Genomic DNA, 24,916 nt, shown 5'->3' with positions numbered 1-24,916 from the left:
TGCTGTGCACAGGAGAAACAACATGACGATTCCAAATTCTGACGAGCTGCTGCTGATCACCCGTGATACGCGCGGTGTGATCACCCTCACTTTGAACGACCCTGCACGCTTCAATGCGTTGGGCTCTGAAATGCTGACAGCCCTGCAACAGGCGCTGGACGAAGCGCACCGCGACGAATCTGTGCGCGTGGTGGTGCTGGCCGCAGCGGGCAAGGCCTTCTGTGCCGGGCACAACCTCAAGGACATGGCGGCGAACCCGGAGCTGGCGTACTACCAAAAGCTGTTTGCGCAATGCAGCCGCATGATGCTCACCATCCACAAGCTGCCAGTACCCGTGATCGCCAGGGTGCAGGGCATGGCGACGGCGGCGGGCTGCCAGCTGGTGGCGCAGTGCGATCTGGCGGTGGCGGCCGACAGCGCGAGTTTTGCCACCAGCGGCATCCACTACGGCCTGTTCTGCGCGACGCCCAGCGTGCCGCTGGTGCGCAATGTGCCCGCCAAGCGGGCGATGGAAATGTTGCTCACCGGCGATTTCATCGATGCCCCCACCGCGCTGGCACAGGGCCTGGTGAACCGCGTGGTGCCCGCCGATGCGCTGGACGCCGAGGTCGAGATGCTGGTGCAGTCCATCCTGCAAAAGCCCCGCGTGGCCGTGGCCATGGGCAAGGCGCTGGTGTACCAGCAGCGCGAGCTGGGCATGGATGCCGCCTACCAGCTGGCGGGCCAGGCCATGGCCACCAACATGATGGACGAGGCCGCGCAGGAGGGCGCGCGCGCCTTTGCGGAAAAACGCCAGCCCCGCTGGAAGCGCTGAGGATCGCCACGATGGACAAGCCGATGCTCGACGATGTGGGCCTGTGGGTGCAGTCCTTCCTCAGCCCGACGGTGCTGGTGGAGCTGGCGGCCTTGGCAGGGTGCGTCGCCCTGGCCTGGGGCCTGGTCTCGCTGCTGCAGCGGGGCCTGCACCGGGGCGATCCACGCTCCATTCTGTTTGGCACCCGCATCGTGGATGGCGCGCTGTTTCCGCTGGTGCTGCTGAGCCTGGCCTATGTGGCGCGCACGCTGCTGCACCACTGGGTGGCGCTGGCCGCCTTCAAGCTGGCGATCCCGGTGCTGGTGGCGCTGGTGGTGATCCGCATTGGCGTGAAGGTGCTGCAGGTGGCATACCCGGACGCTGCCTGGGTGCGGCCCATCGAACGCTCCATCTCCTGGCTGGCCTGGCTGGGCATGGTGCTCTGGGTCACGGGGCTGCTGCCGCTGGTGCTGGAGGAGCTGGACCAGATCCACTGGAAGGTAGGGGGCGCGACGCTGTCGGTGCGCACCATCATCGAAGGCGCGCTGACCGCCGGTGCGGTGCTGCTCATCGCGCTGTGGATCTCCGCCGCCATCGAGTCGCGCCTTCTGCGCTCGGCCACGGGGGCGGAACTGTCGCTGCGCAAGGCGGTGAGCAATGCCGTGCGGGCGCTGTTGATCTTCGTCGGGCTCATCATGGCGCTGTCGGCCGTGGGCATCGACCTGACGGCGCTGTCGGTGCTGGGTGGTGCCGTGGGCGTGGGCATCGGCTTTGGCCTGCAGAAGCTGGCGTCCAACTACGTGAGCGGGTTCGTCATCCTGGCCGAGCGCAGCATGCGCATCGGCGACAACGTGCGCGTCGACAATTTCGAAGGCCGCATCACCAACATCAATGCGCGCTACACCGTGGTGCGTTCGTCCACGGGGCGCGAGTCCATCGTGCCCAATGAAATGCTGATCACCCAGCGGGTGGAAAACCTGTCATTGGCCGACCCCCGCGTGTGGCTGTCGACCGTGGTGAGCGTGGCCTACGAAAGCGATGTGGACCTGGTGACCCGGCTTCTCGCGGACGCCGCGCTGGCCAGCAGCCGGGTGCTGCGCGATCCCGCCCCCAGCGTGGCCCTCTCGGCGTTTGGGGCCGACGGGCTGGAGTTCACGGTCGGCTTCTGGATCGCCGACCCCGAGAACGGCTCACTGGGCCTGCGCTCGGAGATCAACCGCGCCATCCTGAGCGCCTTGCGCGCCCACCAGATCGAGATTCCCTACCCCCAGCGGGTCATGCACGTGCAGGTCGAAGGGGGGCTGGCGGCGGCTCTGTCACCCGGCGCGCCAGCGGCGCCTGGGGCTGCCACCGCGCGGTGACCGGGCCCCGGGGGCCGCGAACGGGGGTGCCGCATGCGACAGCAGACTCTAGACAGGCGCCCGGTGCACTCGCCTATAATCGACAAAAAGCACGATCGTTCTTTTTTTTGGAATCGTGAGGTCTGTGTTCCGGCCCCGTAGCGCTTTCGTTGCAGTGCGGCATAGAATGTTCTAGTTTACGTAAACGTCAATTCAACCAACTCTATCTAGGAGCCGCAGCAATGAAGGTCTTGGTCCCTGTCAAGCGCGTGGTGGACTACAACGTGAAGGTCCGCGTGAAGTCGGACAACACGGGTGTGGACATCGCCAACGTGAAGATGAGCATGAACCCCTTTGACGAAATCGCCGTCGAAGAGGCCGTGCGCCTGAAAGAAAAAGGCCTGGTGACCGAAGTCATCGCTGTCTCGTGTGGCGTGGCCCAGTGCCAGGAAACCCTGCGCACTGCCATGGCCATTGGCGCCGACCGCGCCATCCTGGTGGAAACCGACGTCGAACTGCAGCCTCTGGCCGTGGCCAAGCTCCTGAAGGCCCTGGTGGACAAGGAGCAGCCCTCCCTCATCATCCTGGGCAAGCAGGCCATCGACGACGACGCCAACCAGACCGGCCAGATGCTGGCGGCCCTGGCCGACCTGCCCCAGGCGACCTTCGCCAGCAAGGTCGAGCTGTCGGCCGACAAGGTCAGCGTGACGCGTGAAGTGGACGGCGGCCTGGAAACCCTGGCCTTGACCCTTCCAGCGGTCATCACGACCGACCTGCGCCTGAACGAGCCCCGCTACGTCACCTTGCCCAACATCATGAAGGCCAAGAAGAAGCAGCTCGATACCGTCAAGCCCGAAGACCTCGGCGTGGACGTGGCTCCGCGCCTGAAGACCCTGAAGGTCACCGAGCCCGCCAAGCGTGGCGCTGGCATCAAGGTGGCCGACGTGGCCGCCCTGGTCGAGAAACTCAAGAACGAAGCGAAGGTGATCTAAATGTCGGTACTCGTTATTGCTGAACACGACAACGCGTCCATCAAGGGCGCCACCCTGAACACCGTGACCGCCGCCGTGGCCTGTGGTGGCGACGTGCACGTGCTGGTCGCCGGCCACAACGCCGGTGCTGCCGCAGCCGTCGCGGGCCAGATCGCTGGCGTCGCCAAGGTCATCCATGCTGACGCGCCCGGCCTGGAACACGGCCTGGCAGAAAACGTCGCCGCGCAAGTCCTGGCCATCGCCTCGAACTACAGCCACATCCTGTTCCCCGCCACCGCCAGCGGCAAGAACGTGGCGCCCCGCGTGGCCGCCAAGCTCGACGTGGCCCAGATCAGCGACATCACCAAGGTGGTCGCCGCCGACACCTTCGAGCGCCCCATCTACGCGGGCAACGCCATCGCCACCGTGCAAAGCGCCGACAGCGTGAAGATCATCACCGTGCGCACCACCGGCTTTGACGCCGCAGCCGCCACCGGTGGCTCTGCCGCCGTCGAAACCGCTGCTGCTACCGCTGATACCGGCAAGAGCACCTTCGTGGGCAGTGAAATCGCCAAGAGCGACCGCCCCGAACTGACCGCCGCCAAGATCATCGTCTCTGGTGGCCGGGCGCTGGGCAGCAAGGAAAAGTTCGACGAAGTGATGACCCCGCTGGCCGACAAGCTGGGTGCCGCCCTGGGCGCCAGCCGCGCCGCGGTGGACGCGGGCTACGCGCCCAACGACTGGCAAGTGGGCCAGACCGGCAAGATCGTGGCGCCCCAGCTGTACATCGCCGCCGGCATCTCGGGAGCGATCCAGCATTTGGCGGGCATGAAGGACTCCAAGGTGATCGTGGCGATCAACAAGGACCCCGAAGCACCGATCTTCAGCGTGGCCGACTACGGCCTGGAAGCCGACCTGTTCACGGCCGTGCCAGAGCTGGTCAAGGCCCTGTAAGAACGCCACCGTGCACACAAAGGCATCGCTCGCGATGCCTTTTTTTTGACGAAATTCCCCGGAGACACCCATGAGCTACACCGCCCCCCTCAAGGACATGCTGTTCGCCATCGAGCACCTGGCCAACATTGAACAGATCGCGCAGATCCCCGGCTTTGAAGACGCAGGCCTGGACACGGCCGCCGCCGTGCTGGAAGAGTGCGCCAAGTTCAACGAAGGGGTGCTGTCTCCGCTCAATTTCGAAGGCGACAAGAACCCGTCGAGCTGGAAAGACGGTGTCGTCACCACCACCCCCGGCTTCAAGGAAGCCTTCCGCCAGTACGGCGAAGGCGGCTGGCAGGGGTTGCAGCATCCGGCCGACTTTGGTGGCCAGGGCCTGCCCAAGACCATCGGCGCGGCCTGCATCGAGATGACCAACAGCGCCAACATGAGCTTCGCGCTGTGCCCGCTGCTCACCGACGGGGCCATCGAGGCGCTGCTCACGGCCGGCAGTGACGAGCTCAAGGCCACCTACCTTGAAAAGCTGGTGACGGGCGAATGGACTGGCACCATGAACCTGACCGAACCCCAGGCGGGCTCGGACCTGGCCCTTGTGCGCACACGCGCCGAACCCCAGCCCGACGGCACCTACAAGATCTTCGGCACCAAGATCTTCATCACCTATGGTGAACATGACATGGCCGAGAACATCGTGCACCTAGTGCTGGCACGGGTGGCGGGCGCGCCCGATGGCGTGAAGGGCATCAGCCTGTTCGTGGTGCCCAAGTTCATGGTCAACCAGGACGGCACCCTGGGCGCGCGCAACGACGCGCACTGCGTGAGCATCGAGCACAAGCTGGGCATCAAGGCATCGCCCACAGCGGTGCTGCAGTTCGGCGACCACGGCGGTGCGGTGGGCTACCTGGTGGGCCAGGAAAACCGGGGCCTCGAATACATGTTCATCATGATGAACGCAGCCCGCTACGCCGTGGGCATGCAGGGCATCGCGATCTCCGAGCGCGCCTACCAGAAGGCCGTTCAGTACGCCAAGGACCGCGTGCAAAGCCGCCCCGTGGACGGCAGCATCAACGCCAGCGCCGCCATCATTCACCACCCTGACGTCAAGCGCATGCTCATGACCATGCGCGCCACCGTGGAGGGCTGCCGCGCCATGGCCACCGTGGCCGCTGCTGCGTTCGATGCCGCTCACCACCACCCCGATGCCGAGACGCGCAAGCAGAACCAGGCGTTCTACGAATTCATGGTGCCGCTGGTCAAGGGCTACAGCACCGAGACCAGCCTGGAGGTGACCAGCCTGGGCGTGCAAGTGCATGGCGGCATGGGTTTCATCGAAGAAACCGGCGCGGCGCAGTACTACCGCGACGCCAAGATCCTGACCATCTACGAAGGCACCACCGCCATCCAGGCGAATGACCTCGTGGGCCGCAAGACGGCACGCGATGGGGGCCAGGTGGCCAAGGGCATCGCCGCGCAGATCGAGACCACCGAAGGCGAGCTGCTGGCCAGCGGCACCCCGGCTGCACTGGCCGTGGCCAGGCGCCTGACGGCCGCGCGCAAGGCGCTGCTCGACGTGATCGACTTCGTGGCGGGTGGCACCAAGGCCCAGCCCAACGCCGTGTTCGCGGGCAGCGTGCCCTACCTGATGCTGGCAGGCAACGTGGTGGCGGGCTGGCAGCTGGCGCGCAGCCTGCTGGTGGCGCAGGACCTGTTGCACAAGGGACAGGACGAAGCCTTCATGCGCGCAAAAATCACCACGGCCCAGTTCTATGCCGAGCACATCCTGGTGAAGGCACCGGGGCTGCGCGACAGCATCGTGGACGGCGCCGCCAGCGTGACCGAACTGGCGCTGGACGCCTTTTGAAGGTTGAGCGTGTTGTGAGGAGACTGACTGCCCGCAGAGCGGGCAGCTCATTGATATAAAAATGATAGCTGCTAGCGCTTGATGAATAAGCGCTAGAGCCCTATTTCATCCAAAAACCTGTTCAGGAAGTTGTCGCCATGTCCAAACTGCCTCCCGTGTTGCAAAACCTGTCGCTCCCCGTCATCGGCTCGCCGCTGTTCATCATCAGCAACCCCAAGCTCGTGATCGAGCAGTGCAAGGCGGGTGTGGTGGGCTCCATGCCCGCGCTCAATGCCCGCCCGGCAGAGTTGCTTGATGAATGGCTGGCCGAGATCACCGAGACGCTGGCCGCCTACAACAAGGCGAATCCGGACAAGCCCGCCGCGCCCTTTGCCATCAACCAGATCGTGCACAAGAGCAATGACCGGCTGGAGCACGACATGCAGGTCTGCGCCAAGTACAAGGTGCCGATCATCATCACCAGCCTGGGCGCGCGCGAGGACGTGAACCAGGCCGTGCACGCCTGGGGCGGCGTGGTGCTGCACGACATCATCAACAACAAGTTCGCCCACAAGGCCATCGAGAAGGGCGCCGACGGCCTGATCGCCGTGGCCGCCGGTGCCGGCGGCCACGCGGGCGTGAAGAGCCCGTTCGCGCTGATCCAGGAGATCCGCCAGTGGTTCGACGGCCCCATCGCGCTCAGCGGCTCCATCGCCAGCGGCGACGCGGTGCTGGCGGCGCAGGCCATGGGTGCGGACTTCGGCTACATCGGCTCGGCCTTCATCGCCACGCACGAGGCCCGCGCCAGCGATGACTACAAGATGGCCATCGTGGAAGGCAGCTCGGACGACATCGTCTACAGCAACCTGTTCACCGGCGTGCACGGCAACTACCTGGCGCCGTCGATCCGCGCGGCGGGCATGGACCCCGACAACCTGCCCGAATCGGACCCGAGCAAGATGAACTTCGGCGGCGACGCGAAGAAGGCCTGGAAGGACATCTGGGGCTGCGGCCAGGGCATTGGCGCGATCAATGCGGTGACCAGCACCGCCGAGCTGGTGGCCCGGCTGCGCGCGGAGTATGAGGCTGCCCGGGCGCGCCTGAAGCTCTGATCCCCGGCGAGGCCTGCCTTGTGCGCCCGCAGCGTGCCATGCGCTGCGGGCGCAGCCGTTTGTGCAGCCCCGTGGGGCGGGTGTGGGCTGGTCGCGACAGGGCAAACCCTCAATGGACGGCAGCGCATGCCGTGGACAATGATGATGATTAATAACCAGATGGGTGCCGCGTCGTGTGGCGCCGTCCGTCATCGTCGCGGGGAAGGTGCCATGCTTCGTTCATGTTTGCTGGGGCTGATGCTGGCCCTCTGTGCCAGCCAGGGGGCGCACGCCCGCAATGAGGGCGTGACCGGCGACGAGATCCGCCTGGGCGCGTCCGCCGTGCTCTCCGGGCCGCTCGGCGCTCAGACCGCGCAGTATGGGGAAGGGTCGCGGCTGATGTTCGACGCCGTGAACGCGCAGGGTGGCGTGCACGGCCGCATGATCCGCTACACCACGCTGGACGACGGCTTCGACACCCAGAAAGCCGTGGAGAACACGCGCCAGCTGCTGGAGAACGACAAGGTCTTCATGATCTACAACAGCACGGGCACGGCGCAGACGGCGGCCATCCTGCCCCTGGTCAAGGAACACCGCACGCTGCTGTTCGGGCCGGTCACGGGGGCCTCGGCGTTTCGGGAAACCTTGAATCCCTATGTCTTTCACGTGCGGGCCGGCTACGCCAGCGAGGCCGGCAAGATCGTCTCGCAGCTGCGCCACCAGGGCATCAGCCGCGTGGCGGTGTTCTACCAGGACGACGGCCTGGGCAAGACGCTGCTGGCCGAGCTCAAGAAAGCCTCCGAGGAGGAAAAGCTCGCCTTCGTCGCCGAGATCAAGGTCGACCCCAAGCAGCCCGACTTCGCGGCCGCCGCGCAGGCCACCGACAAGGCACAGCCCCAGGCCGTCATCGTGGCGACGGCGGGCACCACGTTCACCAGCTACATCAAGGCGGTGCAGTCCACGGCGGCGCGGCCCGCGTACTACGGGTTTTCCGTGGCCAGCATGGACGTGATCCACCGCGAGCTCAAGGACAAGGCGCGCGGCATCATCCTGGCGCAGATCATGCCCTCGCTGCGCAGCACCACGGTGCCCGTGGTGGCCGAGTACCTGGCCCTTCTGCGCGCCAAGTCACCAAGCGCCCAGCCGTCGGCCTCGCAGTTCGAGGGCTTCGTGCACGCCCGGCTGCTGGTGGAGGGCCTGCGCCGCACCGGGCGCAACCTGAGCACGGAGTCCTTCATCAAGACCATGGAGGATGCGGGCGATATCTCGTTCGGGCGCTTCAACGTCAAGTATTCGCCCAGGAGCCACAACGGCTCCACCTATGTGGAGCTGGCCATCGTGGATGCCGAGGGCAGCTTGCGGTATTGATCCCATATCTGGGGCGCAGCGCGCCCGCCTCCAGGGGGAAGCCGCCCGTGCTGCGGGCGGGCCACGGCGCCCTGGCAGCGGGCCTGGGCGCGTGTCACAGCCCGTAGGTCAGCTCCCGCGCCTTGCCCCAGAACACCCGGTACATGAAGACCGTGTAGACGATGATGGCTGGCAGCGTGATGGCCACCCCGATGCCGATCACCGCGAGGGACTCTGGTGCGCTGGCGGCTTGCCACACCGTGAGGCGGTCGATCACGATGTACGGATAGATGCTGTAGGCCAGCCCGAAGAAGGCCAGCACGAAGATCAGCACCGTGGCCGCGAACACGATCCAGCCATAGCCCGCCTCGACCACGCGGGGCGTGGCCAGCACGTGGCGGATGGCGAAGAAGGCGGCCACGCAGGCCAGCGGTATCGGCAGCAGGGCGAACAGTTCGGGCAGCACGAACCACTTGGCGAACACCGTGTGGCTGACCAGCGGCGTGGCCAGCGAGATGCCCATGAGCGCAAACCCCATGGGCCACAGGGCCCCCTGGCCCCAGCGGGCAGCCTTGCGCTGCAATGCGCCGTCGGTTTTCATGAGAAGCCAGCCGGCGCCGAGCATGGCGTAGGCCGCGGGCAGGGTGATGGCGATGCCCGTGGAAAACAGCAGGCCCCAGGTGTCGTTCTGGAAGCCGGTGACATAGGCGCCCAGCATCCAGCCCTGGGCCAGGGTGGTGACCAGCGAGCCCGCGGCAAACAGGCGGTTCCAGGCCGTCTTGTGCGAATCGCGGGCCTTCACGCGGAAGTCGAACGCCACCCCCCGCAGGATCAGGCCCACCAGCATCACGGCCACGGGCAGGTACAGGGCGGACAGCACCACGCCGTGGGCCATCGGAAAGCAGATCAGCAGCACGCCCACCCCCAGCACCAGCCAGGTTTCATTGGCGTCCCAGAACGGGCCGATGCTCGACACCATGACGTCCTTTTCCGCATCGCTCGCGAAGGGCAGCAGGATGCCCACCCCGAGGTCATAGCCGTCCAGGATCACGTAGGCGAGCAGCGCCAGGCCCATGATGGCCATGAACGCCAGGGGCAGGGTGTGGGCCAGGGTCATTTCCATGGTGTCCTCCTTACAGCGGATGGGGTGGCGCGGCGGGCGGCGCCACGGCGGGAACCGGCATGGCCGAGTGCTCCGCCATGTACTTGATCACCCCGATGTAGGCCGCGAGCAGCAGCACGTACACGGTGAGGTAGGCGGCCAGGGTGGAGGCCACCATCGCCGGAGGATGCGCCGCCACGGCGTCGGCGGTCTTGAACAGGCCATAGACCAGGTAGGGCTGGCGGCCGATCTCGGTCACGTACCAGCCGGCCAGGGTGGCCACCCAGCCGGAGAACGTCATGCCCACCAGCGCGTACAGCATGGGCCGGGGCAGGGTGGCCAGGTCGTGCCTGCGGCGGCGGTACAGCACGACAGCACCCGCCCAGGCGACCGCGAGCATCAGCATGCCCACGCCGACCATCACGCGGAACGCCCAGAACACCGGCGCCACGGGGGGATGGGCGCCAGCAAACTCGTTCAGGCCCTTGAGCTCGGCATCGATGTCGTGCGCCAGGATCAGGCTCGCCGCCTTGGGGATCTGGAGGGCGTAGTCGGTGCGGCCTTCCTTTTCGTTGGGCAGCCCGAATAGCGTGAGGGGCGCGCCCCGCTCGGTGTGCCAGATGCCTTCGATCGCCGCGATCTTCGCGGGCTGGTGCTCCAGCGTGTTCAGGCCGTGCATGTCGCCCATGAGGATCTGCAGCGGGATCGCCATGGCGACGGCGGCGACGGCGGTGCGCAGGGCCTTGCGGGTGCCTTCGGTGGCCGTGCCCTTGACGAGCTGCCAGGCGCTCACCCCGGCGATGAGAAAGCCCGCGGTCAGGGCCGATGCCAGCAGCTTGTGGCCCAGCCGGTAGGGGAAGGAGGGGTTGAAGACGATCGCCAGCCAGTCCACTGCGTGGAACTTGCCGTCGATGATTTCGTAGCCCACGGGGGTCTGCATCCAGGAATTCAGGCTCAGGATCCAGAACGCCGACAGCGTGGTGCCAAACGCCACCATGAGTGTCGCGACGAGGTGCATGCGCTCGGACACGCGGCCCCGGCCGAACAGCATGATGCCCAGGAAGGTGGCCTCCAGGAAAAAGGCCGTGAGCACCTCGTAGCCCAGCAGGGGCCCGGCGATGTTGCCCACGTGCTCCATGTAGCCCGGCCAGTTGGTGCCGAACTGAAAGCTCATCGTGATGCCCGAGACCACGCCCATGGCAAAGGTCAGCGCGAACACCTTGGTCCAGAAATAGTAGGCCTGCTCCCAGCCCGGCGCGGCCGGTGTGCCGCGCGTGGCCGAGTGGCGCAAGCGGAAGAACACCAGGAACCAGCACAGCGCGATGGTGATGCTGGGAAACAGGATGTGAAAGCTGATGTTGGCGGCGAACTGGATCCGCGACAGCATGAAGGTGTCCATGGTTTCAGGCTTCCTGGTGGTTGCTCTTGCCCTTGGCGGGGCCGCCCTTGCCGGTCAGCCGGTCCTTGAATTCGAGCACGCGGGTGACGGCGGTGCCCATGCCCATGAGCTGCATCGCCGTCTCGGGCGCGAGGCGCTGCACGTCGTCGAACCAGGTCATGAGCCGGTCGATCAGTTCGTGCATGTCGCGCATGCGCTCCTGGGCATGGCGCTCTTCGTCCGATCCGGGCTCCTCGAGCAGCGCCATGCGCAGCATCGACAGCGTGGGCTCGATCTCGCGGCGGCGGCGCTCCTCGGCCAGCACGCGAAAAATCTCCCACACGTCCTTGGGCGCCTCGAAGTACTCGCGCCGGTCGCCGGGCTGGTGGCTCAGCTTGACCAGGCGCCAGGCCTGCAGCTCCTTGAGGCCCATGCTCACGTTGGAGCGCGAGAACTCCAGCGTCTCGGCGATCTCGTCCGCGTTGAGCGGGCGCGGTGACAGGAAGATGAGCGCATACATCTGGCCCACGGTGCGGTTGATCCCCCACCGGCTGCCCATCTCGCCAAAGTGGGCGACGAACTGGCGGTTCAGGGGTGGCAGATGATTGATGTAGGTCATGGACATCGATTGTGCCTCATTTCCTGAATTTTCAGTAAATACTGAAAATTCAGGAAATTGCGGACTCAAGGGCTAGGTTATCCGGCAAGACACCTGGGCGACCAGCATCGAATCCGAAGGACGGCGACAATAGAGGGTTTTGGGCTGTGTTCCTGTAGGCGCACGGCTTGCCCACTACCTGCCGCAGCATGTCCTCTTCCCTTTCCCGCACGCCCGTCATCGACATGGCCAAAGGCCTGGCATGCATCGCTATCGTCTGGCACCACCTGGCCTTCTACGGGCCCATGTCGGACATCGCGCAGCCTCTGGCCCCGGGGCTCATCGCCTGGCTGTACGACTACGGCCGCATGGCGGTGCAGGTGTTCCTGGTGATCGGCGGCTACCTGGCCGCCGCCAGCCTGGCGCCGCAGGGCGTGCCGCGCTTCGACCACGTAGGCCACGCGATCGCCAAGCGCTTCGTGCGGCTGGTGGTGCCCTATGCCGTGGCGCTGCTGCTGACGGTGGTGGTGGCCGCGCTGGTGCGGCCGTGGATGGAGCACGCTTCCGTGCCGGACGAGCCCACCCTGGCGCAGCTGCTGGCCAACGCGCTGCTGCTGCAGGACATCGTCGGCGAGAGCGCGCTTTCCGCGGGCGTCTGGTACGTGGCCATTGACTTTCAGCTGTTCGCGGTGAGCGTGCTGGCATGGGCTGGAGCGCGCGCGTTGCCTGGCGCCTGGGCCCGGCGGCATGCGGCGCGGCTGGCGCAGGGCGCGATCGTGGCGGGCGTGGCCCTGTCGCTGTGGGTGTTCAACCGCATGCCCGAGCTGGACATGTGGGCCGTGTATTTCTTCGGCGCGTACGGGCTGGGCATGCTGGCCTACTGGGCCGTGCGGGCGCGCCAGGCGTGGGGCTGGCTCGCCGCGATGGTGCTGCTCGGGGGCGTTGCGCTGGCCATTGACCACCGTGGCCGCATCCTGGTGGCCCTGGCGACGGCGCTGTGCCTGGTGGCCGCCCTGCGCTCGGAAGGCGTGCGGTCATGGCGCGGGGTGGGGCCGCTGGTGCAGCTCGGGCAGATGTCGTACTCGGTGTTCCTGGTGCACTTCGCGGTGTGCCTGCTCGTGAACGCGGTGGTCAGCCACCTGTGGCCCGCATCGCCGGTGCCCAACGCGCTGGGCATGCTGCTGGCGTTCGTGCTGTCGCTGGCGGCGGGGCGGCAGCTGTATCTGCGCGTGGAGCGCCACGTGCCCTCCTGGACCACGGCCTTGCGCTGGCAGATGGGGCTGGTGGGGGCGGGCATGCTGGTGGCGGTATCCAGCAACTGGGCATGAGGCAGGAACAGGTTCTGGGGGCCGCAGCAAACCCCTGAGGTGCCGCGCGGCGGCACCTGGCGCAATCAGCCTCGCAGCTTGCGTTCCCGGCGCTTGCGCTGGCGGTCGATGAACCAGGCCATGAAGGGCAGGATCAGCATCGATCCAGGAATCACCCAGATGAAAAGGTAGGGGCTGACGGAAGACGCCGACCGCATCACATCGCGCAGGTGCGTGCGTTCGTCGGCGGTCCAGTTGCCCTGGCGGCGCTGCTGCACCAGCCACACCACCGAGCCCTTCATCGTGGCCATCTCGCGCTTGAGGCGGCTCTTCTCGCGGCTGTTGCCGGCCAGGAACGAGCAGAACCATTCCGGCGCGCGCTCCATCCGCCTTTGAAAGGCGACGGTCGAGTCCGGGTCGAACGTTTCGATGAGCGGGTTGTCGGGGGGTGGAGGCGGGCTGGTCATGGCGGATGCCATTGTCACTGCATGTGGCGGTGGCACCAAGCGTGGTGCCGCCAGGCGACGTTTCGTCGCGCGGTCAGCGGTGGAGTTCGCCCGCGCTTTCGGGCTGGTACAGAAGGTCCTTCACCCGCACCGTCATCGACTTGCCGCCCGGGCCGGGCCAGGCGAGTTCGTCGCCCACGGACAGGCCCAGCAGGGCGCTGCCCACGGGCGCGAAAATCGAGATCCGGTCCGCGCTGCCGTCCATGTCGCGGGGGTAGACGAGCGTCAGGCAGAACTCCTTTCCCGTCTCCAGGATCGAGAACTGCACGGTGGAGTTCATCGTGACCACGTGCGGCGGGATTTCTTCCGGGGCCACCACGTCGGCGCGGTCCAGCTCCGCCTGCAGTTCGGCCTTGCCCGGAAAGACGCTGGCCGGAATGGCTGCCAGAAGGGCCTCGATGCGGTCAACGTCCAGGGACGACAGGATGATCTGGGGCTTGCGCGCCATGGCGGTACCTCGGTGGTGTGTTGCAAAGCGCGGGACTGTAGACCATCGCCAATCTCGCACTGCCGCGCACGGTCATTCGGGGCGGCCCCACGGCGGCCCGCCCGCTTCCCCCGGTGGGGACGGCGCCGGGCGGCCCGGGGGGTCAATCCCCCTGGATGTTGCGCGCCTTGATCAGCGCTCCAAACCGTGTGCTGTCGATGGATGCACGGGCGTTGAAGTCGGCCGGGGACATCGGTGCGGGAACGCCTCCGAGTGCCGCGATGCGCTCCTTCACGGCCGGCGTGGCCAGCACCTTGTTGATCTCGCGGTTCAGGCGGCTGACCACCTCGGGCGGCGTGCCAGCCGGGGCGTAGAAGCCGAACCAGGTGTCGGCATCGAAGCCCTTGAGGCCCACCTCTTCGAGCGTGGGCACGTCCGGGAACAGCGGCGAACGCCTGGAGCTGCCCACCGCCAGCAGCTTGAGCTTTCCCGCCTTCACGTGCTGCAGGCCGATGCCGGGGTCGAACATGAAGTCCACCTGCCCGCCCAGCAGGTCCTGCATGGCGGGGGCCGCGCCGCGATAGGGCACATGCACCGCGAACACGTTGGCCTGGGCCTTGAGCATCTCGGCCGCCAGGTGCGGCGAGCTGCCGTTGCCCGGCGTGCCGAAGGTCAGCTTGCCGGGGTTGGCCTTGAGGTACTTCAGGAACTCCTGGATGTTGTTGACCGGCAGCGTGGGCCGGACCTCCAGGAACACCAGCACCCGCGCCGCGGCGGCCACCGGGACCAGGTCCTTGGCGGGGTCGAACGGCATCTTGGGGTACAGGTGCGGGTTGACCGACACCATGCCGCCCGAGCTCATGAGCAGGGTGTAGCCGTCCGCCGGCGACTTGGCCACGGCTTCGCCGCCGATGTTGCCGCCGGCGCCGCCCCGGTTCTCCACCACCACGGGCTGCCCGAGCGCGGCCTGCAGCGGCACCGTGACCGCGCGGGCGATCTGGTCCGCCGCGCCGCCCGCCGGGAAATTGACCACCACCTTGATGGGTTTGCCGGGCCAGGTGTCTGCGCGTGCCGCGGCGGGCAGCAGCAGCAGGCTGGACGCGGCGCCGGCCAGGGCTAGCGCGCCCAGCAGGCGGCGCGTGGTGCGAGGGGGAAATGAATGCATGCTTGTCTCCAGGTGTGGCCCGGGCGTGCCGGGTCTTGTGTGCTTCTTTTGCGGGGTGAAACCAAGGGATGGCGGGGCTCGCCGTGGCGGTCGTGTCAGGCCACGTCCACCTCCACCAGGATGGCGCGCGGATGGGCCAGCGCCGTGCGCAGCACGTCCGGCAGCTCGCTGGCGTCGCTCACGCGCACGGCATCGCAGCCCTGGCCCCGGGCCAGCGCCAGGAAGTCCAGGTCCGGCAGGTCGGTGCCCTCCAGCTTGTCACCCTCGTGGAAGCCGAAGGTGGGCGCGAACTCCTGCAGCGCCGCGTACCGGCGGTTCTTGAGGATGATGAACGTGATGGGTAGCTCGAGCTGCGCGGCGCTCCACAGCGCCTGGATGGAGTACATCGCCGAACCATCGCCGATGAGGCCGATGACCTTGCGGTCGGGCCTGGCCAGCGCCACGCCCACGGCGGCGGGCAGGCCGTAGCCCAGGCCGCCGCTGCACATGGTGTAGAAGGTCTCGCTCTGCAGGATGGGCAGGTAGGCGTGCATGGCCGCGCGGGAGCTGGGGGCTTCCTCCACCACGATGGAGGCCGCTTCGCGCACCTCGGCCAGCGTCTGCATCACATAGGGCACGCTCATCAGGGCGGAGGGCTCCGCGCGCGGCCGTGCGGCGCGCGCGGGGGGAAGGTCGCGCCCGGCGGGCGCGGGGCGTGCGAGCAGATCCTGCACGCCCAGGCGCACGCTGCCCACGGCCGAGGTGCCCTCGGGCGTCCAGGCGGCCGTGCCGGGGTCGTCGATCAGCTGCACCAGATGCGCGCCGGGGGGCACGTGCGGCCCGAAGCCTTCGACGTGGTAGGTGAACGCGGCGGCGCCGAGCGCAAAGACCAAGTCATGGCCGCCGAGCAGCGACACGATCTTCTCGCGCATGGCCGGCAGCACGCCCGCGAACAGGCGGTGGTCCTGCGGAAAGCCGCAGCGGCCGGACATGGGGGCGATCCATACGGCGGCGCTGTGCCGCTCGGCCAGGGCCAGCACGTCGTCCCAGGCGCGGTCGCGGTCCACGGCGGCGCCCACCACGAACACGGGGCGCCGCGAGGCGTCCAGTGCGTCGCCGATGGCCTGCAGCACGCGGGGCTCGGGGCGCGTCTCGGTGCTCACGGTGCGGGCCTGCAGCGGCTCGCAGGGCTTGTCCCAGTCGTCCGCGGGGATGGACACCAGCACCGGCCCGCGCGGCTGCTGCATGGCGATGTAGTAGGCGCGCGCGATGGCCAGCGGCACGTCCTCGGCGCGGGCGGGCTCGATGCTCCATTTCACATAGGGCTTGGGCAGCTCGGTGGCCTGGCTCGAAAACAGGAACGGGTCGAACGGCAGGATGGACCGCGCCTGCTGCCCGGCCGTGATGACCATGGGCGTGCGGTTCTTGTGCGCCGTGAAAATGTTGCCCATCGCATGGCCCACGCCGGCCGCCGAATGCAGGTTCACGAAGGCGGCGTTGTGGCTCGCCTGCGCATAGCCATCGGCCATGCCCACCACCACGGATTCCTGCAGGCCCAGGATGTAGCGGAAGTCGCTGGGGAAGTCGAGGAACAGCGGCAGCTCCGTGGAGCCGGGGTTGCCGAAGATGGTGTTGATCTCGAAGCCGCGCAGCAGGTCGAGCACCACCTCGCGCACCGTGGGGCGGCTGGAGGGGGTGGGCGCGGCAGGGGCCGTGTTCTTGGGGAGAGCCTGGAGCATGGGGCGTGGCGGTGCTGAAGAGGAAGGCCCTGATCTTCGGCGGGCCTGCGTCATCCATCAATACAATGAAACGACTAAGCGGTATTCATCCAATGCATATCAAGGACATCGACCTCAATCTGCTGCGGCTGTTCGACGCGGTCTATCGCACGCGCAACGTGAGCCGGGCCGCCGAGCTGCTGGACCTCACCCAGCCCGCCGCCAGCCAGGCGCTGACGCGGCTGCGCCTGCTGATCAAGGACCCGCTGTTCGTGCGCGCGGGCGGCGGCGTGGAGCCCACGCCCAAAGCCGACCGGCTGGCCGATGCGGTGCGCGGCGCGCTCGGACTGCTGGAGGAGGCGCTCAACGAGTCCGCGCTGTTCGACCCGGCGAATTCACGCAAGGTGTTCCGCATCCACATGAGCGACATCGGCGAAGGCCGCTTTCTGCCGGACCTGATGGTGGCGCTGCGGCGCGAGGCACCCGGCGTGCGGCTGGAGACGCTGCCCGTGCCGCGCAGCGAGATCGCGCAGCGGCTGGACAGCGGGCGCATCGACTTCGCCTTTGGTTTCCTGCCGACGGTGAAGGACACGCAGCGCGTGGAGCTCATCCAGGACCGCTACGTGGTGCTCCTGCGCGCCGGCCACCCCTTTGCCGCGCGAAGGCGCGCCGGGGCCGGCCTGCTCAAGGACCTGCGGCAGCTGGAGTTCGTGGCCGTGCGCACGCATTCGGACACGCTGCGGATCCTGGAGATGCTGCAGCTCGAAGACCGCCTGCGCCTGACCACCGAGCACTTCATGGTGCTGCCCGCCATCGTGCGGGCCACGGACCTCGCGGTGGTGATGCCGCGCAACATCGCGCGCACCTTCGCGGCCGATGGGGGCTACACCCTCATCGAGCCGCCCTTGCCGCTGCGGGATTTCACGGTGTCGCTGCACTGGAGCCGCCGGTTCGAGAGCGATCCGGGCAACCAGTGGCTGCGGGGGGTGATCGAAAGGCTCTTCCGCGAGTAGGGTGTGGTGGGGGGAGGGCAGTGCGCCTCGCTTCAAATAACTGTATATTCATACAGCCATGAAGCCAAACCCTGCCACCGACTCCGACCTGCCCGACGCACCGGCGGAAGTGCGCGTCCCCCTGCAGGCCATCCGGGGCCGGGGGGCCGCCACGGCCATGCCGCACCGGTTCAGCCGCGATGTGCGCGAGGTGGTGGATGATGGCTGGAACCACGGCCCGCAGGGCGCGGGAGGGGCGGATGGGGACGATGATGGCGGCGGCGGCGGGCCCGCCCCCGCCACCACGGTGCACCTGGAGACGGCCCGCAGCGCCATCTGCGCCAACGACTCCCCCGACATTTTTTTCGAGCTGTCCGTCAATCCCTACCGGGGGTGCGAGCACGGCTGCGTGTTTATAGCGGGGTTCTGAACTCTAGCCTTTGACATCTCTTGGGTTGAACAGGTTGGCAGCGCCAGGGCGAGGTGCGCAACTCATCGCTGAGAAGCTGGTGGACCTTAGCCACCTCCCAGGGCGGTTGTCGACCGAGAGCCGTAACCTCAGGTGAGGAGCTTCCTATGAGCCAATCCGGACTGTTCGATGACGATGCGTTGGTGACGTTGATCCCTGGCCTCGCGTACGAATCCGAATTCCTGACGCGGCAGGAGGAAGCCGCGCTTATCGATGTCATTCAGTCTCTGCCACTGCATGCTGCGCGCTACAAAGAATACTTCGCAAGGCGTCGCGTGGTGAGCTTCGGCGGTAGCTACGACTTCGATGCCAACAAGCTGCTTCCGGCTCGGCCATTGGACGAACGCCTTACTGGGCTGAAGCAGCGAGTGGCCGATTGGGCGCGGACATCGTCAGACCGTCTGGTGCATGCACTGGTCGCTGAGTATTCGCCCGGCACGCCCTTGGGATGGCATCGGGATGTCCCCGACTGCGAGCGCATCATCGGCGTGTCACTTGGCGGCGACGCCACCCTGCGCTTCCGCCCGTATCCCTACGCTCCAGAGTTGGTCGGGCAGGTCCGAAACCTGCAGGTGGCACCACGGTCAATCTACCTGATGGCCGGCGATGCCCGTTGGAAGTGGCAACACAGCGTTGAGCCAACGGTCGAGCTTCGCTGGTCGATAACATTCCGGGATTGCCGCCGCTGACTGAATTTGCATCGAACCATCCGGCAAGTGCCGCTTTCCCCATTTTGTGCGCGGCGGGGACGGGCTATCTTCCATGGGCGCTCCCCACCGCGCCTAGTTGGCTAGACTGAGCTATGCGTAGTATTTGAAGTTGTGGCGCCACTGGTCCTGCGTCAGGCCGGGATTTGCAAGCAAGATTTCACCCACTCGATCCGAATACTTGATCGTGATCGGCCGGCCCTCGCCCAACTGGCACGAGTTGTAGTTCAGCTTGGTCAATCCCAAGATGTCCTTCGCAACCTGCACGATGTCTCCATCACCAAACTGAATGGTCACGGAAAGAGGCACAGGCACTTCAAAGCCGTCATAGGTCGCGATGCGCGGCTTGAACCCGTTGGTGTAGAGCAAACCATGACGAGGTGTCTTTTGCCAGAACACGCCGCGCTGGACAGGATGCTGACCACGCTTAGCCACATCAGGATGTTCGTCGTACCGATACAGGCGTTGTCCACCGCGGTCCTGCTTCACGCGGATTGAGATGAGCTTCACACCCTCTGGAACAGCCCGGAGGAAGCCTTTGTATTCCTCAAGGGTGATGCCGGAGTGCGTGTGCAGGAAAATTTCCTTGAGCGGCCTGCCGTCCTGCTGTCTGTAGGTTTCAATAGTTCCACGCAGCAGTGCCTCCGCCTTCTCAGGGGGCAAGTGGAACTCATTGGACTTCGGTGAAAACCACGGGCCGAATTCACCAACGAACACCACGCCGTCGCCGCTGTCGAGGAACATCTGCGCAGCACAACACGCCGTGCGCTTGTTCTCAGCCAGCTTGTAGGCCAAGCCGACATAGCAAACGCCATCACGAGCCCAAGGCGTCTTCCAAGGCTTGGCTCCGCACTTGTAATAAATGGCCGTTGAGAAGTTCCAGAGCCGGTCGGAGAGAGGGTTGGTTCCCTTTTCGCCATCGCGAACCTGTGCGGTGATATGGAGGGTCGACTCCTTGATGATCTGCACCGGGAGGTCGTGGGCCATCAGTCGGCCCTTGAGCTGCCTGCGGAAGTCTGGAGAGTAGCCTCGTGACTCCACATAGGAGTCCATCGAATCCAGCACTGCAGTAACTTCCGGCTCATCCATGTCGAACATGGACTGCTGACCTGAGTCCCTGTCTAGGATCGCTTGGCGGAGGAACGCCACCTCATCGGCGCTACGCTTGATGTCGCTCTGCTTGCTGAAAGCGACGGAAGAGTTCGGTCGGCAGTTCTCGTAGACCTCATCGGGCACCACGCATATTGCAAGCGCAGGACGGGCGTCGAGTTTCTTGACCTTGTCGACTTGCTCAAGGTAAAGCCGTGATACGGCGAAAGCTCTGTCGTGCTTATCTGCCTTGCGCGAAGCTTCCGAGAGCATTTGCCCATCTACCGAGTAGCTGCGAACTGGCTTCGGCCACTTGACCCCAAAAGCAACGTCAAAACCGGGGTAGGGCGGCCATGCCCGATGTCTTGCTGGATCGACACAAGCAGCGGAGGAGTTAAGGGCTTCACACCAGGCATTCCACGCAGCGATCCCTCTATCGGTCCCAATGACGATGTTGTCGGGCATCTGACTGCGCGTCTCGGCTGGGCCAAACAATGCGAGGCCATCGTGGGGGTCTTCCGCTGTCTGCTGATGGCCAAATTCCAGGAGAGGCTCACCGAAGAAATGGAATTTGCTGCTCATGCGGGTTGCTTTTCTGATTGTGGATCGCTGGATTCCGCAAAGTCGCCTTCCTCTCCATCCCGGGACTTGAACTCGGCGATTTCTTCGCCGAGGTCGACCATGCCGGAAAGCGCCATAACATCCAGGCTGACGGGGCACTCCCATCGCAGCGGCTCGCTACTCATAACCACCGAACGCTTGCCCTCGCCATAGCGCACTTCACCAACGCTTGTCTCCAGGGCCTGAACAACGCCCAAAAGACGAGAGAGCCAATCCTTGTTCCACCAGCTCTTGGTGACAGCCTTCCGGCGCCTGCCGATGGCCTTTAGCTCGTATACCTTCCCGTCCAAGTTAGTCGGGCGCACGTAAATGCGCACAACGACGCTCCATGTTCCATCCAGATCGTGGTGAGGCTGAAACAGAGGCGCGAGGTGGTAGTTAAAGGGCGATGCGCGGTCTCCCCAGCCTAGCGTTCGTGTACCGGTCAACGCAACCCGAGTGTTTCGGCCGTCTACGTGGCGGATTCTCTGATTCCATTCGAGCTGCTCCCGCTTCGGAAAGTAGTAGAGATCGCGGTCGTCGCAATACTCAAGGCCTTTCATTCCGCAAACTACCGAGAGGCTGCGGCGAACAAGCTCCTTCGCAACGTCCTCGGTCTTCTTACCGTCCCGTTCAGGTGAATCGGTCCAAACGAACTCCGGCGTGCGGTACTGCTTGAATGTCTGGATTGAGTCGGGCGGTGGGGGTGTGAATGCTAGTAGGCGGTAGGGGTTGGTTTCGACGAACGCCCACTTCTTTCGCAGTGCATCGCGTTCAGCCGAACTCATTGCCACATTGAGGTCATAGATGAGCATCGTCTCCGGTAGCTGCAACGTGAACACGTTTGCAAATACTGGTTCAGGCGTTGCGAGGGTGACGCTCGTCGGCATGTAGTCACCCAGGGCAATACTCTTGCCTTGCTCACTCTCGAAATCCGGTTGGATGCCTAGCGTGGCCATACGCTGCAGGACTTGCTGAAGGCCATCGTTCCACGACGATGAGAAGTCCGCGGGCAGAACGCCTCTCAATCTAGAAGGCAGGCGTGAGTGTGCTCCTACCGATGCTTGGCACGGGAGTACCAGGGAGTCCTTCGATGCAGCCAAGCTGCAGCGTTCAAGGAATAGTTCATCCGCGACGCTCGCTGAAGACGCAATAGGCAAGTATTGCTTCGCTCGGAGCTCAATCAACTTTCGGACGCTGTCATCAGGGTTCTCCCCAGCCAGCGGCGCCGTACCGCGGCACCAGGTCCGAAAACCAGCGAGCGTCAGTCGCCGCGAAAGCCACGTGGCTAACGCGTGGTCAGTATCCATGTGGTCGATGACGAGGGTGTCGCGACTCTCGGCAAGGGACTCCCCGCCGGACTGTGGGAAGAACGGTGGTGCAAAGATGCTTGAGTGCTGTGCGACCAGATGCCTCTGTGGCGACGCAAGAAGGGATCGAAGTCGCTCAAGGTCGAACAAGTCCAACGTCCACCCGAACTCTTGCTCCACCATGTTGAACGCGGCGTCCTTCTCGGATGCATTCAGATCCTGTGTGCATACGAATACGAAGACATGGGGGTTGTGTTGAAGCTCCCGAACTCGTGAACAGTCGTGCTTTAGCTTGGCCTTCCAGTCCCCACGTACCGTGTATGCGAACACGATCTTCCGTCCGGTCCTGTCCGCGCGAATGATGGCGTCGCGCCCACCATCTCCGGTGCCCCCAAGGGGGTCTATTCCTGGGTAATCGGTACCTGCGAGGAGCGCGGTGCACAGGCGTTCGAAGTCTCGGTATGACGAGACGCGCTCAAGACAATAAGTGAGACGGTCAGCAGACATTTGTTGAGCATACGGTGCGGCAAGACAGACTGGAGAAAAACTAGCTTCTACCTTAGGGTAGTGTGCTCAAGCCGCCATTCAGGTGAGGACTCCGGGGCATATGGCTGACACTGGGGGTCTTCGAGTCGACTTGCGTTTCGGTTACCACGAGTGCCGTAACGATGAGAACTACAAAGGGCCAGGGCGGCACTCGCTTTCACGCAGACCCTAAACAAACACGGGCGCGGCGCTTCACAGCGCGGCGCCCGCAACATCCACCTCATGGGTTAACGACCGCGGTTCGACTGAGACACGACCGACCCGGCCAGCGTCTTTGTCGTCGCTGAGGAACGCGAGTTATCGAGTGCGGCCGATGCACGGCCCTCAAGCTTTGCGCCCGTCTGGGCACTGGACCCGGACTGCCGTAGGGCCGACCCGGCCAATGAGCGCTGAAGCCCGCTTGCCGATCCACTCTGAAGCGTTTTGCCAGCGAGGCTCGCTACGCCAGAGGACGTCTGCTTTGTATTGGAACCCATACGAAACTCCTTTACTTGCTAAGCATGCTGCTGGATGAATCAACAGTGGGTGAGACTATATGTAGCGTTGCTGTGGTGGTCAATGCACTACCTATAGCGCTCCGGTAACATAGTGTGTCCGCTCGCTTGGCTCTTCCGGGCGCGCCTCCAGTTGTTCCAGCAGCGCGGCAAAGGACGGAGTGCCAGTGAGCAATTGGTGGAGGTCAGCACTGCGGGCATACCGACGTGCCATCTTTCCGTGACTGCTCGAAAGCATCATCGTCGCGTTGTAGTAGTCCACACCGACATAGTTGCCCAGCCAGTCTTCCAACGAGTGTTGCAGGACTACGAGGTTAGCACCGCTGCGCTGAAGCTCCTGCATTTGTTTCTGCTGCGCATCCGCGTCCGGAATCGGTGTGACTATGGCTGCCACATGCGGATTACCAGTGCTTCGCAGATGCTCGGCCAGCGGCGCCACGGAGAGTTGCCCCCCGGCGGGAAACACCGTGACTTTGGCCGGGACCACGAAGCGTGCCAGCAATTCCTGGATAGTCCGGACATCATCCACGCCTTCAACGATGATGGTCCATTCCCGCTGCGGCTTCGGAATTAAGGCCTCTTCGCCAAGCCGCGCCTGCTCTGTGAGATGAGAAGACAGGTCATAGAAAGGTTGGCCGTACTCGGCGGCATAACGCAGCTTCGCCCGAATTGCCTCGCGCATGGAGATTTGCTTGCCTTCAATCAGCAATAGGTCCTGGCTACCAAAAAGGATCAGGTTGAGTTCCTTGCCGTAAAGCAGCGCGTCTACGGCCTCAGCGCTGTAGTCGGACATCGAGAAGAAAACACCGATGGTGCCGACAAGTTTGCCATCGACCTTTCCCTTGAAGGCGTAGAGGGCGGAGGCCGCGATGGGCGGCTTGTGCCATTTGGCCTCTAGCAAAAAGAAGCGGTTGTCCATAGCAAAGGACCCATCGATTTCTTCACCGCTGGGGCGCATGCTGGCGCGAGGGGCCATGTCCTCGCGCTCGAACATCTGTTTGAGCACTCGCTCGAAGCTGCGGCCGCGACGCTGAAACCAGGTCGGATCAGCGCCCTCGGGCGGCACAAGTAAGTCTTTAAGCCTCACGTTCATCACGCATGGTCCTCTGTGGTCCGACGCCCATGTGTGGGAACTCTACTGTCAAATACAGCGCCTGGGCTGGAGTCATCCCTAAAGCTTCCTTTTGGCGACAGCGGTTAATCAGCATCTGAAGCCGAGCTGCTATTTTGCATGTGCTGAACTGGCGCATTCAACCGACTTCCGATATGCAGCAATTGCTGTCTTGAGTTGTGAAGAGCTGATTTCACTCTATATTTTTACTTCGGCCGCCGCCTCACCTCACCAAGAGGTGACCATCATTGCAGAACCAATTCGAGACGCACAATCCTTCATAGAGCGCGGTCTTCCATGAATTCGGGTCTCGCGCATGCCGGCTTGCGTATTCACCGTGCAGATGCGTGCGCACCGCAACGGCCCCCCCGAATTTCGATAGCTCGCCTAGACTGAAAGAAATATCCGCGAGTTCGCTGGCAGCCTGAGCGGCGTAGAGCTCAGCCAGCCCCATCACATCAAAGTGATGCTGTACCCGTGCTGCCAAAGTTGGCGACCAGTTAGCAGATGGTTGCACGCGATAGGCGATAGATGGAGGTTGTGTTTCTCGGACGTCGACAACGAGCCAGCGCTCATTGCCTAGGTCATCGAAGTACGGATGAAGAGTCTGCTCTTCGGCGTTCCGAGCCAACTTCGCCAGTTTGCTCTTGTTGCAATCCGAACACGCTGGAACGAGGTTCGCAGGGGTCAGATTGAAGATTGGATGCAGCGACTGTGGCAGGTAGTGATCGACGCTCGCGACAGTTCTCTGCCCGCACATCGGACAAAGACCATAAGGGGGCGACAACCGTATCGCCTCATAGAGCGCTCGAGACGGCGACCCTACCCGAGCGAAGTGGGACTTATAGATGGTTCCCATGAGGCTACTCGAGAGCAGTGGCGTAACTTGGTCATGAGTTGGAATCTGGAACAGCTGACCGTTAGGCGCCAATGCTTTATAAGTTGCCTCTGCGGCTTGAAAGTTGGGTAGCGCAGCAAGCAGTGCTTGGGAGCGCTCAGGAATTGTGATTCCAGCCGCACATTGCTCAACGGCATCCTTTACCTCAAAAGCGGGGAGTGGCAAGCGCTTCATGACCCGCCTC

Annotated in this window: 21 protein-coding genes and 1 pseudogene; 11 read left to right on the top strand and 11 right to left on the bottom strand. The window is 64.7% G+C overall.

What is annotated here, in order from left to right; genetic code table 11:
- Window positions 1–22 precede the first annotated feature (22 nt).
- The 7 genes from AC1RCS_RS19785 (at window position 23) to AC1RCS_RS19755 (ending at window position 8,357) form a co-directional block, all read left to right on the top strand.
- Window positions 23–814: an enoyl-CoA hydratase gene (locus AC1RCS_RS19785; protein ID WP_492245559.1), complete on the top strand. Its 792-nt coding sequence runs from the start codon at window positions 23–25 to the stop codon at window positions 812–814.
- Window positions 815–825: 11 nt separating this feature from the next.
- Window positions 826–2,154, top strand: a complete 1,329-nt coding sequence (locus AC1RCS_RS19780; protein WP_218293909.1) for a mechanosensitive ion channel family protein — start codon at window positions 826–828, stop codon at window positions 2,152–2,154.
- A 221-nt stretch (window positions 2,155–2,375) separates the two neighbouring features.
- Window positions 2,376–3,125: an electron transfer flavoprotein subunit beta/FixA family protein gene (locus AC1RCS_RS19775; RefSeq protein WP_492245560.1), complete on the top strand. Its 750-nt coding sequence runs from the start codon at window positions 2,376–2,378 to the stop codon at window positions 3,123–3,125.
- Window positions 3,126–4,058: an electron transfer flavoprotein subunit alpha/FixB family protein gene (locus AC1RCS_RS19770; protein ID WP_492245561.1), complete on the top strand. Its 933-nt coding sequence runs from the start codon at window positions 3,126–3,128 to the stop codon at window positions 4,056–4,058. It abuts the gene before it with no gap.
- Window positions 4,059–4,128: 70 nt separating this feature from the next.
- Window positions 4,129–5,919, top strand: a complete 1,791-nt coding sequence (locus AC1RCS_RS19765; RefSeq protein WP_492245562.1) for an acyl-CoA dehydrogenase — start codon at window positions 4,129–4,131, stop codon at window positions 5,917–5,919.
- A 137-nt stretch (window positions 5,920–6,056) separates the two neighbouring features.
- A complete protein-coding gene (locus tag AC1RCS_RS19760; RefSeq protein ID WP_218340662.1) occupies window positions 6,057–7,010 on the top strand; it encodes an NAD(P)H-dependent flavin oxidoreductase in 954 nt (317 codons plus the stop codon).
- A 210-nt stretch (window positions 7,011–7,220) separates the two neighbouring features.
- Complete coding sequence (locus tag AC1RCS_RS19755) at window positions 7,221–8,357, top strand: ABC transporter substrate-binding protein (RefSeq protein ID WP_218293914.1); 1,137 nt, start codon at window positions 7,221–7,223, stop codon at window positions 8,355–8,357.
- Between the two features lie 94 nt (window positions 8,358–8,451).
- On the opposite strand, the gene AC1RCS_RS19750 is transcribed toward AC1RCS_RS19755, so the two are convergent.
- From AC1RCS_RS19750 to AC1RCS_RS19740, 3 genes are read right to left on the bottom strand one after another with little or no spacing between them, the layout of a single operon-like run.
- Window positions 8,452–9,453 carry a cytochrome d ubiquinol oxidase subunit II gene (locus tag AC1RCS_RS19750; RefSeq protein WP_370628452.1) on the bottom strand — a complete coding sequence of 334 codons (1,002 nt, stop codon included), beginning with the start codon at window positions 9,451–9,453 and terminating at the stop codon, window positions 8,452–8,454.
- Between the two features lie 16 nt (window positions 9,454–9,469).
- Complete coding sequence (locus AC1RCS_RS19745; protein WP_492245563.1) at window positions 9,470–10,837, bottom strand: cytochrome ubiquinol oxidase subunit I; 1,368 nt, start codon at window positions 10,835–10,837, stop codon at window positions 9,470–9,472.
- A 4-nt stretch (window positions 10,838–10,841) separates the two neighbouring features.
- A complete protein-coding gene (locus AC1RCS_RS19740) occupies window positions 10,842–11,435 on the bottom strand; it encodes a GbsR/MarR family transcriptional regulator (protein ID WP_218293917.1) in 594 nt (197 codons plus the stop codon).
- A 188-nt stretch (window positions 11,436–11,623) separates the two neighbouring features.
- On the opposite strand from AC1RCS_RS19740, the gene AC1RCS_RS19735 reads away from it, so the two are divergent.
- Window positions 11,624–12,742, top strand: a complete 1,119-nt coding sequence (locus tag AC1RCS_RS19735; RefSeq protein WP_492245564.1) for an acyltransferase family protein — start codon at window positions 11,624–11,626, stop codon at window positions 12,740–12,742.
- A gap of 65 nt (window positions 12,743–12,807) precedes the next feature.
- Here the strand turns inward: AC1RCS_RS19735 and AC1RCS_RS19730 are convergent, their stop codons facing one another.
- The 4 genes from AC1RCS_RS19730 to mdlC all read right to left on the bottom strand — a co-directional run bounded on the left by AC1RCS_RS19730 (window position 12,808) and on the right by mdlC (window position 16,537).
- Window positions 12,808–13,188, bottom strand: coding sequence for a hypothetical protein (locus AC1RCS_RS19730; protein ID WP_492245565.1), 381 nt, complete (start codon window positions 13,186–13,188; stop codon window positions 12,808–12,810).
- A 73-nt stretch (window positions 13,189–13,261) separates the two neighbouring features.
- Window positions 13,262–13,675 (bottom strand): nucleoside diphosphate kinase regulator, encoded by a 414-nt coding sequence (rnk, locus tag AC1RCS_RS19725; RefSeq protein WP_218293920.1) that lies wholly within the window; start codon window positions 13,673–13,675, stop codon window positions 13,262–13,264.
- 142 nt (window positions 13,676–13,817) lie between these two features.
- Window positions 13,818–14,819, bottom strand: coding sequence for a Bug family tripartite tricarboxylate transporter substrate binding protein (locus tag AC1RCS_RS19720; RefSeq protein WP_218293921.1), 1,002 nt, complete (start codon window positions 14,817–14,819; stop codon window positions 13,818–13,820).
- A gap of 95 nt (window positions 14,820–14,914) precedes the next feature.
- Window positions 14,915–16,537 (bottom strand): benzoylformate decarboxylase, encoded by a 1,623-nt coding sequence (mdlC, locus tag AC1RCS_RS19715; protein ID WP_492245566.1) that lies wholly within the window; start codon window positions 16,535–16,537, stop codon window positions 14,915–14,917.
- Between the two features lie 92 nt (window positions 16,538–16,629).
- Between mdlC and AC1RCS_RS19710 the strand changes: the two genes are divergently transcribed.
- From AC1RCS_RS19710 to AC1RCS_RS19700, 3 genes and pseudogenes are all read left to right on the top strand, one after another.
- On the top strand, window positions 16,630–17,529 hold the full coding sequence (locus AC1RCS_RS19710; RefSeq protein ID WP_218340667.1) for a LysR family transcriptional regulator: 900 nt from the start codon (window positions 16,630–16,632) through the stop codon (window positions 17,527–17,529).
- Window positions 17,530–17,587: 58 nt separating this feature from the next.
- Window positions 17,588–17,923 (top strand): annotated as a pseudogene (locus AC1RCS_RS19705) (PA0069 family radical SAM protein); the annotation flags it as partial.
- Window positions 17,924–18,084: 161 nt separating this feature from the next.
- Complete coding sequence (locus AC1RCS_RS19700) at window positions 18,085–18,666, top strand: alpha-ketoglutarate-dependent dioxygenase AlkB (protein WP_492245567.1); 582 nt, start codon at window positions 18,085–18,087, stop codon at window positions 18,664–18,666.
- Window positions 18,667–18,777: 111 nt separating this feature from the next.
- On the opposite strand, the gene AC1RCS_RS19695 is transcribed toward AC1RCS_RS19700, so the two are convergent.
- The 4 genes from AC1RCS_RS19695 to AC1RCS_RS19680 form a co-directional block, all read right to left on the bottom strand.
- The gene (locus AC1RCS_RS19695; protein WP_492245568.1) at window positions 18,778–20,355 is read right to left on the bottom strand and encodes an argonaute/piwi family protein; all 1,578 of its coding nucleotides are present in this window, start codon (window positions 20,353–20,355) and stop codon (window positions 18,778–18,780) included.
- A complete protein-coding gene (locus tag AC1RCS_RS19690) occupies window positions 20,352–22,190 on the bottom strand; it encodes a hypothetical protein (protein WP_492245569.1) in 1,839 nt (612 codons plus the stop codon). Before AC1RCS_RS19690 ends, AC1RCS_RS19695 begins: the two co-directional genes overlap by 4 nt.
- Before the next feature lie 606 nt (window positions 22,191–22,796).
- On the bottom strand, window positions 22,797–23,816 hold the full coding sequence (locus AC1RCS_RS19685; protein ID WP_492245570.1) for a restriction endonuclease: 1,020 nt from the start codon (window positions 23,814–23,816) through the stop codon (window positions 22,797–22,799).
- 241 nt (window positions 23,817–24,057) lie between these two features.
- Entirely contained in the window at window positions 24,058–24,906 is an 849-nt protein-coding gene (locus AC1RCS_RS19680; protein WP_492245571.1) for an HNH endonuclease, read from the bottom strand.
- Between the last annotated feature and the right edge of the window lie 10 nt (window positions 24,907–24,916).

The sequence above is a fragment of the Acidovorax sp. GW823-FHT01C06 genome (assembly GCF_058798375.1).
The sequence above is the reverse complement of the archived record's forward strand: the minus strand, read 5'-3'. Positions and strand labels throughout refer to the sequence as shown.

Bases quoted from the DNA above. Each gene is read 5' to 3' on its own strand.
- AC1RCS_RS19785 (WP_492245559.1), top strand. From the start codon at position 23: ATGACGATTCCAAATTCTGACGAGCTGCTGCTGATCACCCGTGATACG.
- AC1RCS_RS19780 (WP_218293909.1), top strand. From the start codon at position 826: ATGGACAAGCCGATGCTCGACGATGTGGGCCTGTGGGTGCAGTCCTTC.
- AC1RCS_RS19775 (WP_492245560.1), top strand. From the start codon at position 2,376: ATGAAGGTCTTGGTCCCTGTCAAGCGCGTGGTGGACTACAACGTGAAG.
- AC1RCS_RS19770 (WP_492245561.1), top strand. From the start codon at position 3,126: ATGTCGGTACTCGTTATTGCTGAACACGACAACGCGTCCATCAAGGGC.
- AC1RCS_RS19765 (WP_492245562.1), top strand. From the start codon at position 4,129: ATGAGCTACACCGCCCCCCTCAAGGACATGCTGTTCGCCATCGAGCAC.
- AC1RCS_RS19760 (WP_218340662.1), top strand. From the start codon at position 6,057: ATGTCCAAACTGCCTCCCGTGTTGCAAAACCTGTCGCTCCCCGTCATC.
- AC1RCS_RS19755 (WP_218293914.1), top strand. From the start codon at position 7,221: ATGCTTCGTTCATGTTTGCTGGGGCTGATGCTGGCCCTCTGTGCCAGC.
- AC1RCS_RS19750 (WP_370628452.1), bottom strand. From the start codon at position 9,453: ATGACCCTGGCCCACACCCTGCCCCTGGCGTTCATGGCCATCATGGGC.
- AC1RCS_RS19745 (WP_492245563.1), bottom strand. From the start codon at position 10,837: ATGGACACCTTCATGCTGTCGCGGATCCAGTTCGCCGCCAACATCAGC.
- AC1RCS_RS19740 (WP_218293917.1), bottom strand. From the start codon at position 11,435: ATGACCTACATCAATCATCTGCCACCCCTGAACCGCCAGTTCGTCGCC.
- AC1RCS_RS19735 (WP_492245564.1), top strand. From the start codon at position 11,624: ATGTCCTCTTCCCTTTCCCGCACGCCCGTCATCGACATGGCCAAAGGC.
- AC1RCS_RS19730 (WP_492245565.1), bottom strand. From the start codon at position 13,188: ATGACCAGCCCGCCTCCACCCCCCGACAACCCGCTCATCGAAACGTTC.
- rnk (WP_218293920.1), bottom strand. From the start codon at position 13,675: ATGGCGCGCAAGCCCCAGATCATCCTGTCGTCCCTGGACGTTGACCGC.
- AC1RCS_RS19720 (WP_218293921.1), bottom strand. From the start codon at position 14,819: ATGCATTCATTTCCCCCTCGCACCACGCGCCGCCTGCTGGGCGCGCTA.
- mdlC (WP_492245566.1), bottom strand. From the start codon at position 16,537: ATGCTCCAGGCTCTCCCCAAGAACACGGCCCCTGCCGCGCCCACCCCC.
- AC1RCS_RS19710 (WP_218340667.1), top strand. From the start codon at position 16,630: ATGCATATCAAGGACATCGACCTCAATCTGCTGCGGCTGTTCGACGCG.
- AC1RCS_RS19700 (WP_492245567.1), top strand. From the start codon at position 18,085: ATGAGCCAATCCGGACTGTTCGATGACGATGCGTTGGTGACGTTGATC.
- AC1RCS_RS19695 (WP_492245568.1), bottom strand. From the start codon at position 20,355: ATGAGCAGCAAATTCCATTTCTTCGGTGAGCCTCTCCTGGAATTTGGC.
- AC1RCS_RS19690 (WP_492245569.1), bottom strand. From the start codon at position 22,190: ATGTCTGCTGACCGTCTCACTTATTGTCTTGAGCGCGTCTCGTCATAC.
- AC1RCS_RS19685 (WP_492245570.1), bottom strand. From the start codon at position 23,816: ATGAACGTGAGGCTTAAAGACTTACTTGTGCCGCCCGAGGGCGCTGAT.
- AC1RCS_RS19680 (WP_492245571.1), bottom strand. From the start codon at position 24,906: ATGAAGCGCTTGCCACTCCCCGCTTTTGAGGTAAAGGATGCCGTTGAG.